The 13,824-nt window shown below is 67.6% G+C and carries 10 protein-coding genes; 2 read left to right on the top strand and 8 right to left on the bottom strand.

The features are described from left to right. Positions 1–1,791, top strand: coding sequence for a cation:proton antiporter domain-containing protein (locus tag ACVWYO_RS19405; RefSeq protein WP_457353594.1), 1,791 nt, complete (start codon positions 1–3; stop codon positions 1,789–1,791). Between the two features lie 40 nt (positions 1,792–1,831). Here the strand turns inward: ACVWYO_RS19405 and alaS are convergent, their stop codons facing one another. Genes alaS through ACVWYO_RS19390 form a run of 3 tightly spaced genes read right to left on the bottom strand, consistent with a single transcriptional unit; the run spans position 1,832 to position 6,280 of the window. Next, a complete protein-coding gene (alaS, locus tag ACVWYO_RS19400) occupies positions 1,832–4,513 on the bottom strand; it encodes an alanine--tRNA ligase (RefSeq protein ID WP_457353592.1) in 2,682 nt (893 codons plus the stop codon). 60 nt (positions 4,514–4,573) lie between these two features. Continuing rightward, on the bottom strand, positions 4,574–4,978 hold the full coding sequence (locus ACVWYO_RS19395) for a hypothetical protein (RefSeq protein WP_457353590.1): 405 nt from the start codon (positions 4,976–4,978) through the stop codon (positions 4,574–4,576). Positions 4,979–4,993: 15 nt separating this feature from the next. Next, positions 4,994–6,280, bottom strand: a complete 1,287-nt coding sequence (locus ACVWYO_RS19390) for a M24 family metallopeptidase (protein WP_457353589.1) — start codon at positions 6,278–6,280, stop codon at positions 4,994–4,996. 142 nt (positions 6,281–6,422) lie between these two features. On the opposite strand from ACVWYO_RS19390, the gene ACVWYO_RS19385 reads away from it, so the two are divergent. Continuing rightward, positions 6,423–7,730: a dicarboxylate/amino acid:cation symporter gene (locus ACVWYO_RS19385; protein ID WP_457353587.1), complete on the top strand. Its 1,308-nt coding sequence runs from the start codon at positions 6,423–6,425 to the stop codon at positions 7,728–7,730. Positions 7,731–7,919: 189 nt separating this feature from the next. Here ACVWYO_RS19385 and ACVWYO_RS19380 read toward each other — a convergent pair whose 3' ends face one another. The 5 genes from ACVWYO_RS19380 to ACVWYO_RS19360 all read right to left on the bottom strand — a co-directional run bounded on the left by ACVWYO_RS19380 (position 7,920) and on the right by ACVWYO_RS19360 (position 13,793). Further along, positions 7,920–8,552 carry a glutathione S-transferase family protein gene (locus ACVWYO_RS19380; protein ID WP_457353585.1) on the bottom strand — a complete coding sequence of 211 codons (633 nt, stop codon included), beginning with the start codon at positions 8,550–8,552 and terminating at the stop codon, positions 7,920–7,922. 234 nt (positions 8,553–8,786) lie between these two features. Then, positions 8,787–9,896 (bottom strand): recombinase RecA, encoded by a 1,110-nt coding sequence (gene recA, locus ACVWYO_RS19375; RefSeq protein WP_029625358.1) that lies wholly within the window; start codon positions 9,894–9,896, stop codon positions 8,787–8,789. 134 nt (positions 9,897–10,030) lie between these two features. Next, positions 10,031–10,912 (bottom strand): SDR family oxidoreductase, encoded by an 882-nt coding sequence (locus tag ACVWYO_RS19370; RefSeq protein WP_457353582.1) that lies wholly within the window; start codon positions 10,910–10,912, stop codon positions 10,031–10,033. 87 nt (positions 10,913–10,999) lie between these two features. After that, complete coding sequence (locus ACVWYO_RS19365; protein WP_457353580.1) at positions 11,000–11,350, bottom strand: response regulator; 351 nt, start codon at positions 11,348–11,350, stop codon at positions 11,000–11,002. Positions 11,351–11,387: 37 nt separating this feature from the next. After that, positions 11,388–13,793 carry a response regulator gene (locus ACVWYO_RS19360; RefSeq protein ID WP_457353578.1) on the bottom strand — a complete coding sequence of 802 codons (2,406 nt, stop codon included), beginning with the start codon at positions 13,791–13,793 and terminating at the stop codon, positions 11,388–11,390. Positions 13,794–13,824: the final 31 nt, after the last annotated feature.

Raw genomic sequence — 13,824 nt, 5'->3', positions numbered from 1 at the left:
ATGGCATCCCCCCTTCTCTCTTCCGGCTTCAGCGACGCGCTCGTCATTCTTGGTGCAGCGGGATTGGTCATCCCGGCCTTTGCCCGCGCGAAGATCAGTCCCGTCATCGGTTTCATTCTGGTCGGTCTGCTCGTCGGGCCGTTCGGGCTCGGCGCGCTCGTCAAGAGCTATCCCTGGTTGTACCATATCACGATCTCCGATCCGCACGCGATCGAACCCTTTGCCGAGTTCGGCATCGTTCTGCTGCTCTTCTCGATCGGCCTCGAACTGTCGTTCAAGCGGCTGTGGTCGATGCGGCAATTGGTGTTCGGCACCGGCGCTGCGCAGTTGATCGCGTCGGGGATCATCCTCGGCACCGGCCTGCACCTGCTGATGGGGCTGGCCTGGGCCGGATCGATGGCGCTGGGCATCGCGCTGTCGCTGTCCTCGACCGCGTTGGTGTTGCCGATCGCAGGGACGGCGAGCCCGGTCGGGCGGACCGCGTTCGCGATGCTGCTGTTCGAGGATCTCGCGCTCGTTCCGATCATCTTCGTGCTCGGCGCGCTCGGGCCGATGGCCGCGGCCGCCGGCTGGGCGGGGTTCGCCAAGGTCGGCGGGCTGGCGGTGCTGACGGTCGCGATCCTGTTCGTCGGCGGCCGCTTGCTGCTCCCGCGTCTGTTCGCGCAGGCGGCACGCACCAAGAGCCCCGAGCTGTTCCTCGCCGCCTCGCTGCTCGTCGTGATTGCGGCGAGCCTCGCCACGACCGCGGCGGGGCTTTCGCCGATCGTCGGCGCGCTGATCGCCGGGTTGCTGATCGCCGAGACCGATTATCACAGCGAAGTCGAGGTGATGACCGCGCCGTTCAAAGGCCTCGCGCTCGGCGTGTTCCTAATTACCGTCGGGATGAGCGTCGACATCGGCGCAATCCTCGCCGATTGGAGCAGCTATCTGCTCGGCATCGGCGCGGTTGTCGCGATCAAGGCGGTGGTGACCTTCGGGCTGCTGCGGCTCTCGGGCCTGCGTGGCGGCGTTGCGGCGGAAACAGGGGTTCTGATGGGCAGCCCGTCCGAGACGACGCTGATCGTGCTCGGCGCGGCGGGACAGGCGCAATTGCTGGCGCCAGGGCTCGCGAGCTTCTGGCAGACGGTGACCGCGATCGGTCTGACCATCACCCCGCTGCTGGCGATGCTCGGCAAGCGCGCGGCAAAGCGGATCGAACAGCGCGGCGACACCTTGCCCGAGGCGGAGATTTCACCCGAAGGGCCGGGCACCGTCGTGATCGGCTTCGGTCGCGTCGGCCGGATGGTCTGCGACATGCTGGCGGTGCACGACCAGCCTTATGTCGCGGTCGAGGCCGATATCGACGCGGTGACCGCGGCGCGCGCGGAAGGCTATCCGGTGATCTTCGGCGACGTGGTGCGTCCCGAACTGGTCGACCGGCTGAATCTTGGGCGCGCGAAGGCGCTTATTCTGACGATGAACGATCCGGTGCTGAGCGTCTCGATGACGCGGCGCGTGCGCGGCTGGGTGCCCGATCTGCCGATCATCGTCCGTGCGCGGGATACGGCGCATGCAGCGCAACTCTACAAGGCGGGCGCGAGCGACGCCGTCCCGGAGACGCTCGAAAGCTCGCTGCAACTGGCCGAAGCGGTGCTGACCGATCTCGGCGTCGCGGTTGGGCCGGTGATCGCCTCGATCCACGAAAAGCGCGACGAGCTGCGCCGGGAAATAAAGGCGGCGGCTGAGATGGAAGTCCTGCCGCGGCTCAAGCGCGTCCGCGGCATCATCCGAACCGAGGGCAGCGCAGCCTGACGCCGCAGCCGCCGCGCACCCACCGCCTCGGCGCGGCGGCTTAGCCGGCCGCCAGCGCCGCCTTGACCGCGTCGACCGCCTCGGCGCCCTTGGCCCCGTCGGGGCCGCCGCCCTGCGCCATGTCGGGTCGCCCGCCGCCGCCCTGCCCGCCGAGCGCGGCGACCGCGATCTTGAGGAGAGCGACGGCGCTGCGCGTGCCGGTCAGATCGGCAGTGACACCGACCGCGACCGAGGCGCGGCCGTCATTGACCGCGACGATCATCGCGATGCCCGATCCGAGCCGCTGCTTCATCTCGTCCGCCGTGCCGCGCAGGCCCTTGGGATCGAGCCCCTCGACCACTTGGCCGAGGAACGCGACGTCGCCGATCGTCTCGGGACCTGCGGGCGCCGCCCCTGCTCCGCCGCCAAGCGCCAGCGCCTTCTTGGCCTCGGCGAGTTCGCGTTCGAGGCGCCGACGGTCTTCGACCAGAGCGGCGACACGCGCGGGCACTTCGTCGGGCGAGGATTTCAGCGCAGTCGCGGCTTCGCGCAGCTTCTCATCGCGGCCGGTGAAATAGGCACGCGCGGCCTCCCCAGTGAGCGCCTCGACGCGGCGGATGCCCGACGACACCGCGCCCTCGCCGATCACCGCGAACAGGCCGATATCGCCGAGCGCGCGGACATGCGTGCCGCCGCACAGCTCGAGCGAATAGGTCTTGTCGACCCCGTCTTCCTTGGCGGTCCCCATCGAGACGACGCGCACTTCATCGCCGTACTTCTCGCCGAACAGCGCCATCGCGCCTTCCTCGATCGCTTCGTCGGGCGTCATCAGCCGCGTCGCGACGGGCGAGTTGCCGCGGATGTGGTGGTTCACATCGGCCTCGACCAAGGCGAGCGCCGCCGGATCGATCGCGCTGGGCTGCGAGAAATCGAAGCGCAGGCGTTCGGGCGCGACCAGGCTGCCCTTCTGCGCGACGTGCAGACCAAGCCGCTGGCGCAGCGCCTCGTGCAGCAGATGCGTCGCGCTGTGGTTGGCGCGGATCCGGTCGCGACGCGCTCGGTCGATCGTCAGGTGGAGCGCGTCACCGACGGCGATCTCCCCCTCGGCGATCGTGGTGGCGTGCGCGAACAGACGGCCGAGATATTTCCGCGTATCCCCGACCTGGCCGAGCACGCCCGGCGCGGTGAGTGTGCCGGTGTCACCGACCTGGCCGCCGCTCTCGCCATAAAAGGGCGTCTGGTTAAACAGGATCTCGACGCTTTCGCCAGCGCTAGCGCGCTCGACGCGCGCACCGTCCTTGACGATCGCGACGACCTGCCCCTCGCCTTCCTCGGCGGTGTAGCCGATGAATTCGGTGCTGCCGGTCGCCTCGGCGATGTCGAACCAGACGTCGTCGGAGGCGCGCTGGCCCGAGCCCTTCCAGGCGGCCCGCGCGGCGCGCTTCTGCTCGGCCATCGCGGTGTCGAAGCCGGCGCGGTCGATGCCGAAGCCCTGCGCGCGCAGCGCGTCCTCGGTCAGATCATAGGGGAAGCCGAACGTGTCGTAGAGCTTGAACGCGGTCTCGCCGGGGAGCGTCGCGCCCGGCGCCAAGCTCGCGGTCGCTTCGTCGAGCAGCCGCAGGCCGTTGACGAGCGTGCGGCGGAACTGCGTTTCCTCCTGGAGCAGCGTCGATTCGATCGACGCCTGTGCACGGACGAGCTCGGGGTACGCCGCCCCCATTTCCGCGACCAGCGCGTACACCAGCCGGTGCATCAACGGCTCCTTCGCGCCGAGCAGATGCGCGTGGCGCATCGCGCGGCGCATGATCCGGCGCAGCACATAGCCACGACCCTCGTTCGACGGCAGCACGCCATCGGCAACGAGGAAACCCGACGAGCGCAGATGATCGGCGATAACGCGGTGGCTCGCCTGCGTCTCCGCCGTCAACGCCGCGCCCGACTGCGCGACCGAGGCGCCGATCAGTGCCTTGAAGGTGTCGGTGTCGTAATTGTCGTGGACGCCTTGCAGCACCGCCGCGACGCGCTCGAGCCCCATGCCGGTGTCGATCGACGGCTTAGGCAGCGCGGTGCGCGTGCCGTCGGCCGATTGCTCGAACTGCATGAAGACGAGGTTCCAGATCTCGACGAAGCGGTCGCCATCCTCATCGGGGCTGCCGGGAGGGCCGCCGGGAATATGGTCGCCGTGGTCGAAGAAGATTTCAGAGCAGGGTCCGCACGGGCCGGTGTCGCCCATCGACCAGAAATTGTCGTTGGTGGCGATGCGGATGATGCGCTCTTCGGGGAGCCCGGCGATCTTGCGCCACAGGTCGAACGCCTCGTCGTCGGTGTGATAGACGGTGACGGTCAGCCGGTCGGGGTCGATGCCCCATTCCTTGGTCAGCAAATTCCAGGCGAGCGTGATCGCGCGTTCCTTGAAATAGTCGCCGAACGAGAAATTGCCGAGCATCTCGAAGAAGGTGTGGTGGCGCGCGGTGTAGCCGACATTGTCGAGGTCGTTATGCTTGCCGCCAGCGCGCACGCACTTCTGCGACGAGGTGGCGGTGACATACAGCCGCGATTCGAGCCCGGTGAAGACGTTCTTGAACGGCACCATCCCGGCGTTGACGAACATCAGCGTCGGATCGTTCTGCGGCACGAGCGGCGCGGAGGCGACCTTGGCGTGTCCCTCGCCCGCAAAATAGTCGAGGAAGCTGCGACGGATGTCGTTGGTGGAGACGGGCGTCGAGATCAAGGTCTGGGTCATGCGCCGTGGCTTAGGCGAGCGCGCGCTGTATCTCAAGCGGGGCCCGCTTGGTCGTGATCGTCAGGCGGCGCCGCATTGGTGCTCGGCATCAGGCAGCGTCCACGATTGCTCGGTGCGCAGGTTCGTCGTCGTGTAGACGCGCCCGCGCTGGTCGCCCGCCGGGCAATTGCGCGGCAGGCGCACGAGGCAGGTCATCGCGCGGTCACCCGGCCGCGAAGCGTTTACCGCCGCGCCCTGATCGTAGGAGACGCCCCACACCCCATTCGCGAGCCCGACATTCGATCCCGAATTCGTGACCGGACGGTGCGCACGATCCTCGAGCCGCTGGCCAACCTCGCGGACCGACGTGAACACGCACGTACCGATCCGAGTGGGAGGGGACGACCCGCGCTTCGCGGCACCGTTGCCCACGGTTGGCAACACCGCCAGGAGTGTCGTCGCGACGAGAATATGGGGCAGTCGCATGATGTCCGTCTCCTCTTATGCCAGCGGCGCGTCGAGCGAAGTCGGCGGGATGCTGAACCATTTCGGGCCGTTCGCGGTCATGTGGAAGCAATCCTCGAGACGGACGCCGAACTTGCCCGGCAGATACAGCCCCGGCTCGTCGGAAAAGCACATCCCCTCGGCCAGCCTGGTCGTCTCGCCGTGGACGAGGTTGACCGGCTCGTGCCCGTCGAGCCCGATGCCGTGGCCGGTGCGGTGCGACAGGCCGGGAAGCGCATAGCGCGGGCCGTAGCCGAGCGCGGTGTAATAGGCGCGAACCGCATCGTCGACCGCGCCCGCCGGCGTGCCGAGCTGCGCGGCGGCGAAGGCTTTCGCCTGGCCGGTGCGGACCTGGTCCCACACCGTGCGCTGCGCCTTGCTCGCTGCGCCGTAGACGAAGGTGCGCGAGACGTCGGATTGATACCCCTGCACGGTGCAGCCACAGTCCATCAGCACGATCTGCCCGTCGGCGACGATCTGCGGATCGCGGCTGCCGTGCGGGAAGGCGGCGGCGGGGCCGATCAGGACGAGCGCGAATTCGGGGTCGCCGCCAAGCTGCACCGTCGCGGCGTTCATCAGCGCGGCGATATCGGCGGGCTTCATGCCCTTTTCGACGCGCGGCCAGGTCCAGCGATAGGCTGCGATCGTGACGTCGGTGGCGGCCTGCATCAGCGCGATCTCGGGCGCGGTCTTGCGCATCCGCACGCCGCGGACGACCGGGTTGGCGCTGACGATCTTCGCGCCCGGCAGCGCGTGCGCGAGGCCGTCGACCGCGAAATAGCGCACCGTTTCCTCGATCCCGATCGGCCTCCCGGCAAGCTTACGGTCGCGCAGGAAGCCGGCGACGAGCTTGGCCGGATCCTCATCCTCCTGCCAGACGCGCACCTCGGCAGGAATCCCGAGCGTCTGGCGGACCGAGGGTTCCTCGAAGAACGGCGTGACGATGCACGGTTCGCCCTCGACCGGCAGGAGCGCCGCGGTGAGGCGCTCGCTGCGGTGCCAGGTCACGCCGGTGAAATAGACCAGGCTCGAGCCCGATTCGATCAGCACCGCGCCGATCCCGTTCGCGCGCATCAGCGCCTGCGCGCGCTCTAACCGACCGCGGCGCTCAGTGGGGCCGATCGGCGTCGTGCCGGTCGTGAGCGAGCGAAGGCCGGTGAGGTCGGGCGTGGCGGCGCACACGATCGCGGTCGCCGATAGCGCGGGCACCACCGCGGCGGCGCCGATCAGCGCGCGGCGCGTCAGCAGCGCTGTCGGGGCCGCGGTTCGGATCTGCTGTGGCACGCGCGCTCTCCCTGATTCGGCCGCCTGTGTGACAGCCCCGCCGGCACCTCGCAACGCCTTGCCCGGCGGTGCGCGCTTGACCGGGCGTGCAATCTCCCCTTGATGATCGCAAAGACGACATTGCGACGAAACGGGGCGATACGTGGCGAAACGGCTGACTAGTTATATCCTGATCGGGCTGGTGCTCGGGTTGATCGTCGGCTGGGCGATCAATGTCCGGATCGCCGACGGTACGCCAGAGGCGACCGCGCGGCTGAAGGACATCGGCGCGGGCTTCTCGATCGTCACGACGATCTTCCTGCGGCTGATCAAGATGATCATCGCGCCGCTGGTGTTCTCGACGCTTGTCGTCGGGATCGCCCATATGGGCGACATCGCGGCGCTCGGCCGTGTCGGCGGGCGCACGATGGGCTGGTTCGTCACCGCATCGCTCGTCTCGCTCGGGCTCGGGTTGCTGCTGTTCCACGGGATCGAGGCGGTGATCGATCTGGTCGCGCCGGGCACCGGCTTCGGCTTCAAGCTGCCGCCACCGGCCGCCTCGGTCGGGCTCGACGAGAAGGCGTTCAACCTCACCAATTTCATCACGCACATCGTGCCGTCGTCGGTCGTCGAGGCGATGGCGACCAACGAGATCATCCAGATCGTGCTGTTCTCGGTGTTCGCCGGCGTCGCGCTGACCGCGATCGGCGAGAAGGGCGCGCCGATCGTGCGCGGTGCCGAGGCGCTGGCTGCCATGATGCTGCAGATCACCGATTACGTCATGCGCTGCGCGCCGTTCGCGGTGTTCGCGGCGATCACCGCGACGATCACGGTCAACGGGCTCGGCATCCTGTGGTCGCTCGGGCTGTTCGTGGGCGGATTCTATCTCGGTCTGGCGACACTGTGGCTGTTGCTGTTCGGTGCGGCGTTCGTGTTCATCGGCCCGCGGGCGTTCGGACTGGCGCGCTACATCCGCGAGCCGATCCTGCTCGCTTTCTCCACCGCCTCGTCCGAGGCGGCGTATCCGCGCACGCTCGAGGCGCTCGACCGGTTCGGGGTGCCGCGGCGGATCTCGAGCTTCGTGCTGCCGCTCGGCTATTCGTTCAATCTCGACGGGTCGATGATGTACATGACCTTCGCGACGCTGTTCATCGCGCGGGTTTACGGGATCGACCTGCCGCTCGGCACGCAGATCGTGATGCTGCTGGTGCTGATGATCACCTCCAAGGGGATTGCCGGCGTGCCGCGCGCTTCGCTCGTGGTGATCGCGGCGGTGATGGGGCAGTTCGGGATCCCCGAGGCAGGGCTGCTGCTGATCCTGCCGGTCGACCAGTTCCTCGACATGGGCCGCTCGGCGACCAACGTCGTCGGCAATGCGGTGGCGACGACGGTGGTGGCGAAGTGGGAGGGCGCGCTCGGCGAACCGGTGGCGGCGGAGATCGAACCGCCGCATGCGCCGCATCGGGCGTAGCGGTTTAGCGCACCATTTTATCCAACCGTCACCCCGGCGCTGTGCCGGACTCCACGGTGTCGCGCGTGCTGCGACGGCAGAAGGGGATCACGGTGGACCCCGAGACGAGCCCGGGGTGACGGAAAGTGTGGGCGGCCTGCTCGGCCTTAGGCGGCGGCGCCCGGAACGACGGACAGGGCGGCGATCGGCTCAAGCGTAGGCGTAGGGCCCACCCTTTTCGAGCGCGGCCTGATAGGCCGGGCGCGCGTGGATCTTGTCGAGCCAGGCGATCGTCGCGGGACGGCTGTCGTCGAGACCCGCGCGGCTCTTTGCGGCTTCGAGCGGGAAGCTCATCATGATGTCGGCGCCGGTGAGTTGGTCACCGGCAAACCACGGCCGCTTGGCGAGTTCGGATTCGACATAATCGAGATGGACGTCGATCATCGGCTGGACGCGCTTCGCGGCTGAGGCTCCGATCACCGGGATGCGGTTGAGCACGAGCAGCAGCAGCAACGGTGGCATCACCGACCCTTCGGCATAATGCAGGAACTGGCGATAGCGCAGCACGTCGTCGCGGTGCGCCGGGGGGCCGAGCTTGCCGTCGGCATATTCGACCAGATAATCGATGATCGCGCCGGTCTCGACCAGCGTCTGCCCGGCGGCGGTGTCCTCGAGGATCGGCGACTTGCCGAGCGGGTGGACGCGCTTCAATTCGGGCGGGGCGAGCATGGTCTTGGCGTCACGCTGATAGCGCTTGATCTCATAGGGCAGCCCGAGCTCCTCGAGCATCCACAGGATGCGCTGCGAGCGCGAATTGTTGAGATGGTGGACGATGAGGGTCATGCGCGCGCTCCGGACTCGGAAAAGATCGATGGTTCGTAGCGCGCAACGCGGAAAGTCGCACTAAAGTCGCACCATCGCCGCGCGCTTTGCGATGGGGCCCGCCATATGAAAGGCCCGCCATTGCTGGCGGGCCTTCCCGGTTTTGCGACGGCGTGATCGTGCCGCCTGTCGTAAGAGCGCGGCCGAGCCCTGCCGTCGCTCCCTGCCCCGGACCAAAACGGCCCGGAGCGAACCTCACATCTCGGGTTCGTCACCGTCGTCGGGCTCGCCGCCGACCATCATTTCCTCGGCGACCTTGTCGGTGCGCGCGCGGATCGAGGCTTCGAGCCGGTCGGACATTTCGGGATGCTCCTTGAGGAACGTCTTCGAATTCTCGCGGCCCTGGCCGATGCGGACGCTGTCGTAGGAGAACCACGCGCCCGACTTCTCGACGAGCCCCGCCTTAACGCCGAGATCGAGGATCTCGCCGATCTTCGACACGCCCTGCCCGTACATGATGTCGAACTCGACCTGCTTGAACGGCGGTGCGACCTTGTTCTTGACGACCTTGACGCGCGTCGTGTTGCCGATGATCTCGTCGCGATCCTTGATCTGCCCGGTGCGGCGGATGTCGAGGCGGACCGAGGCGTAGAATTTCAGCGCGTTGCCGCCCGTCGTCGTCTCGGGATTGCCGTACATCACGCCGATCTTCATGCGGAGCTGGTTGATGAAGATCACCATGCAGCGCGAGCGGCTGATCGAGCCGGTGAGCTTGCGCAGCGACTGCGACATCAGACGCGCCTGCAGGCCGACATGGCTGTCGCCCATCTCGCCCTCGATTTCAGCGCGCGGCACCAGCGCCGCGACCGAATCGACCACCAGCACGTCGATCGCGTTCGAGCGCACCAGCGTGTCGACGATCTCGAGCGCCTGCTCGCCGGTGTCGGGCTGCGACACGATCAGCTCGTCGATGTTGACGCCAAGCTTCTTGGCATAGACCGGGTCGAGCGCATGCTCGGCGTCGACGAAGGCAGCGGTGCCGCCGGTCTTCTGCGCTTCGGCGATGACGTGCAGCGCGAGCGTCGTCTTGCCCGACGATTCGGGACCATAGATCTCGATCACACGCCCGCGCGGCAGGCCGCCGACGCCGAGCGCGATGTCGAGGCCGAGCGAGCCGGTCGAGATCACCTCGACCTGCATCGTCTGCTTCGAGCCCAGCTTCATCGCCGAGCCCTTGCCGAACGCGCGATCAATCTGCGCGAGTGCGGCTTCGAGCGCCTTCGCGCGCTCGTCCTTGGCCTTTTCGGCGGCCTTGTCCGTGGATGCTGCCATTTTGCTGTCGATGACCTTCAAAGATACCGCCATTGGTAGCTCCCGTCGCTAGACCGAACGCCCGTCGCGTTCAATGCGTGACGACGATGTATCGCATTTGTTCTGCAAGAACAAGAGCGGAACGCCAGGCGTTTTCCGAAGGTCGCAGGACAGGTTACAGCGGCAGGTTAGGGAAGCCCGCCGCCACCCATCGCGCCGTAGACCTGGCCGGTGGTGAAGCTTGCGTCGTTCTCGGCGAGCGCGACATAGATGTTGGCCAGTTCGCCCGGCTGGCCGGGACGGCCGAGCGGGGTCTGGCCTCCGAACTGCTCGAGCTTCTCCATCGTCGCGCCGCCCGAAACCTGGAGCGGCGTCCACACCGGCCCCGGCGCGACGCCGTTGACGCGGATGCCCTTCTCGGCAAGCTGCTGCGCGAGGCTGCGGACATAGCTCGTCGTCGCGGCCTTGGTCATTGCATAATCGTACAGGTCCTTCGACGGCATCGTCGCCTGTTCCGACGTCGTACCGATGATCGACGAACCCGGCTGGAGATGCGGCACCGCCGCCTTGATGATCCAGAACGGCGCGTAGATGTTGGTCTTGATCGTCGCGTCGAAATCCTCGCTGGTCAGATCGAGGATCGAGGCGCGGGTCTGCTGGCGCGCGGCGTTGCTGACGAGGATGTCGAGCCCGCCGAGCTGCTCGACCGCGGTGGCGACCAGCGTCTGGCAGAACGCCTCGTCGCGCAGATCGCCCGGAATGGCGACACCCTTGCGACCGGCCGCCTCGATCAGCGCGATCACCTCGCGCGCATCCGCTTCCTCATTGGGGAAATAGTTGATCGCCACGTCGGCGCCTTCGCGCGCATAGGCGATCGCGGCGGCGCGGCCCATGCCCGAATCCCCGCCGGTGATGAGCGCTTTGCGGCCCTCGAGCCGGCCCGAACCGCGATAGCTGTCCTCGCCATGATCGGGCTTGGGCGTCATCTTGCTGGCAAGCCCCGGCCAGTCCTGGGTCTGCTTTTCGAACGGCGGCTTGGGGCCCTGCCGCGGATCCTTGAGAATGGCCATGTCATGTTCCCGTCGATTGGAGCTTCGGCAGGGGAAACCCCACCAGCCCGCAACGGGTTCATGAAAAACGCCAGGCCGTGGCGTGCGTCAGCCGAGCGCGTCGAGCGCCTTCGACACGCCGTCCATCGTGAACGGCTTGGGCAAGGTCGGGCGATCGCGATACTGTTCGGCGACGGTATCGTGCGATCCGCCGGTCGCGAAGACGAACGGGATGCCCTTCTCGGCGAGCACGTCGGCGATCGGGAAGCTCTTCTCGCCGCCGCGCAGGTTGACGTCGAGGATCGCCGCATCGACGCCGCCCTCGGCGATCACCGCGAGCGCCGCCTCGATCGTATCCGCCGATCCCGCCACCGTCTTGCCGAGCACATCGAGAAAATCCTCGATCATCATGGCAATAAGGGGCTCGTCTTCGACGATCAGGATACTCTGGGCGCTCATTGTGCGTCCTTAGCGCCCTATAACGCCATCCGCCAAGTCATTTCGCGCGCAGCGCCTCGCGCGTCGCCTCGGCGAGTTGCTGCACCGAGAACGGCTTGGCAAGAAAGGCGACATTGTCGAGATCGATCGACTTGCGCAGCGTTTCCTCGGCATAGCCCGACATGAACAGGATCGGCAGATCGGGATAACGGGTGCGGACCTGGCGGACCATCGTCGGGCCATCCATCAGTGGCATCATGACGTCGGAAATCAGCAGATCGGGCTTATCGCACGATTCGAGCAGTTCCAGTGCGGCCTCGCCATTTTCGGCGGTGAGCACGGTATAGCCCTGCCGCGTCAGCGCGCGCTCGGCGACGGCGCGGACCATGTCCTCGTCCTCGACCAGCAGGATCGTGCCCGTTCCCCACAGATCGACTGGCTTTTCGCGCGGGAGCGCCTTTGCCGGCGTCGCTTCGACCAGCGCGCCCGCGGTGTGGACGGGCAGATAGATTGTGAACACCGCCCCCGCGCCGCCCCTCGGCCCGGTCTTGACGCTGTCCGCGAAGATCCAGCCACCCGATTGCTTGACGATGCCGTAGACGGTCGAAAGGCCGAGTCCGGTGCCCTTCCCCACTTCCTTGGTCGTGAAGAACGGCTCGAAGATCTTGGGCAGGATGTCGGGCGGGATGCCGCCGCCGGTGTCCGACACTTCGAGGACGACATAATCCGCTGCGGGCAGGATGTCCGAGCCGAGCTTGCGCACCTGCGCGGCGGTGACGGCATAGGTCTGGATCGTCAGCGTCCCGACGCCACGCGAATCCTTGGCGATCATCGCGTCGCGCGCATTGACCGCGAGATTGACCACGACCTGTTCGAGCTGCCCTGGATCGGCGCGGACGGGCGAGAGGTTGCGGCCGTGCTTCACGGTCAGCGTCACCGTCTCGCCGAGCAGCCGCTTGAGCAGGGTCGAAACCTCCGAGATCACGTCGGGCAGCTGCAACACCTGCGGGCGCAGCGTCTGCTGGCGCGAGAAGGCGAGGAGTTGGCGCGTCAGGCTCGCCGCGCGGTTCGAGTTCGCGCGGATCTGCTGGATGTCGTCATAATCGCTGTCGCCGGGCGAATGGCGCATCAGCATCAGGTCGCAATGCCCGATAATGGCCGTCAGGATATTGTTGAAATCGTGCGCGACTCCGCCGGCGAGCTGGCCGACCGCCTGCATCTTGGTCGCCTGCGCGACCTCGCGCTTGAGCCGCGTTTCCTCGCTATTGTCCTTGAGGCTGAGCAGCACCGCCGAATCGCCCAGGCCCCGCGCGCCCGCGATCGACAGCGCGACGGGCTCGTCCGGATGATCCTTCAGTCGCACAGCGAGATCGGTCGAATGCGTGGCACCACCAGCAAAGCGGCGGATCGCATCGGCGACGACGCCCTTGTCCTCGCGCACCAGCAGATCGCCGGGATAGATCGGCGGGCTCGCCGGGTCGACCGCGGCGGCACGCGCGAACGCGTCGTTCATCTGGAGGAAGCGGCCATCGGCCCCGATCAGCGCGACGCCGAACGGCATCAGCGAAACGAGGCTGCGGATATGCGCGCCCGCGCTCTCGCCGATCGCGGCGTGCCCCTCCTCCTCGTCGATCAGCGCGACGAGCATCGGCGCGTCCTCGCCATCGAGGAACGGGATCTGGAGCACGCGTAACGGGTTGCGCGTCAGCCCCTCGCGCTCGAAGCGCGCCATGCCTTGCGCATCGGTGATCAGGAAGCGCGCGAAATCGCGGCCGAGGATCGCGCCCTCCTCCTGCCCCATCGCGCGCGCGCGCAGAACGCGGTTGGCGGCGCGGATGCGGCCGTCGGGGTTGATCAGCGCCGCCATGATCCCGGCGCTGCCGAGCCGGTCGCCGGTCGCGCCGGCGATGAGGTTTTCCATCGTCTTGGCGAGATCGAGCCCCTGCGGCGCGAAGAAGCGCCAGACGAGCAGATTGTCGTCCTCGCCGACGCGCATCACTTCGGCCGAGACCGTCGCCCCCTTGACGACGAGGCGCTCGACCGTGGCCGCCCCGTCGCGCCACGCCGCGCGCCCGGTGCTGCCGAGCCGATCGACCCCGGCGGCATCGAGCGGCAGGCCCGGCGGCGTTGGAAACCCGCCAAACAGCGCTTCATAGCGATCGTTTGCGCAGACCAGCCGGCCGGCGCGATCGGTCACCGCAATCGCGTCGGGGCTGCTCGCCGCAAGCGCGCGCGCGACGCTCCAATCGGGCTCATTCGCCGTCCCGACACTGGCCGGGAACAGACGGCGCCAGGCGATCAACCCGCCGCTGATAACCAAGGCGGCGGCGAGAAAGGCGCCGGCGACCGGAGTGCTGTGGAGGAGCGCGAGGATGACGAGCGCGGCGAGCAGGCCGCAGCCTATCGCGATCAGCGCAGCACTGCGCGTGGCATCGGTTTGCGGGAGCGCGGGGAGCGTGGCCATCGGCGCATGCTGTGGGCGCTGCGCAGCGCGC

The organism is Sphingomonas sp. UYP23 (genome assembly GCF_054059235.1).
The sequence above is the reverse complement of the archived record's forward strand: the minus strand, read 5'-3'. Positions and strand labels throughout refer to the sequence as shown.

Excerpts from the sequence above, each read along its gene's own strand:
- ACVWYO_RS19405 (WP_457353594.1), top strand. The coding sequence starts at position 1 with ATGGCATCCCCCCTTCTCTCTTCCGGCTTCAGCGACGCGCTCGTCATT.
- alaS (WP_457353592.1), bottom strand. The coding sequence starts at position 4,513 with ATGACCCAGACCTTGATCTCGACGCCCGTCTCCACCAACGACATCCGT.
- ACVWYO_RS19395 (WP_457353590.1), bottom strand. The coding sequence starts at position 4,978 with ATGCGACTGCCCCATATTCTCGTCGCGACGACACTCCTGGCGGTGTTG.
- ACVWYO_RS19380 (WP_457353585.1), bottom strand. The coding sequence starts at position 8,552 with ATGACCCTCATCGTCCACCATCTCAACAATTCGCGCTCGCAGCGCATC.
- recA (WP_029625358.1), bottom strand. The coding sequence starts at position 9,896 with ATGGCGGTATCTTTGAAGGTCATCGACAGCAAAATGGCAGCATCCACG.
- ACVWYO_RS19370 (WP_457353582.1), bottom strand. The coding sequence starts at position 10,912 with ATGGCCATTCTCAAGGATCCGCGGCAGGGCCCCAAGCCGCCGTTCGAA.
- ACVWYO_RS19365 (WP_457353580.1), bottom strand. The coding sequence starts at position 11,350 with ATGAGCGCCCAGAGTATCCTGATCGTCGAAGACGAGCCCCTTATTGCC.
- ACVWYO_RS19360 (WP_457353578.1), bottom strand. The coding sequence starts at position 13,793 with ATGGCCACGCTCCCCGCGCTCCCGCAAACCGATGCCACGCGCAGTGCT.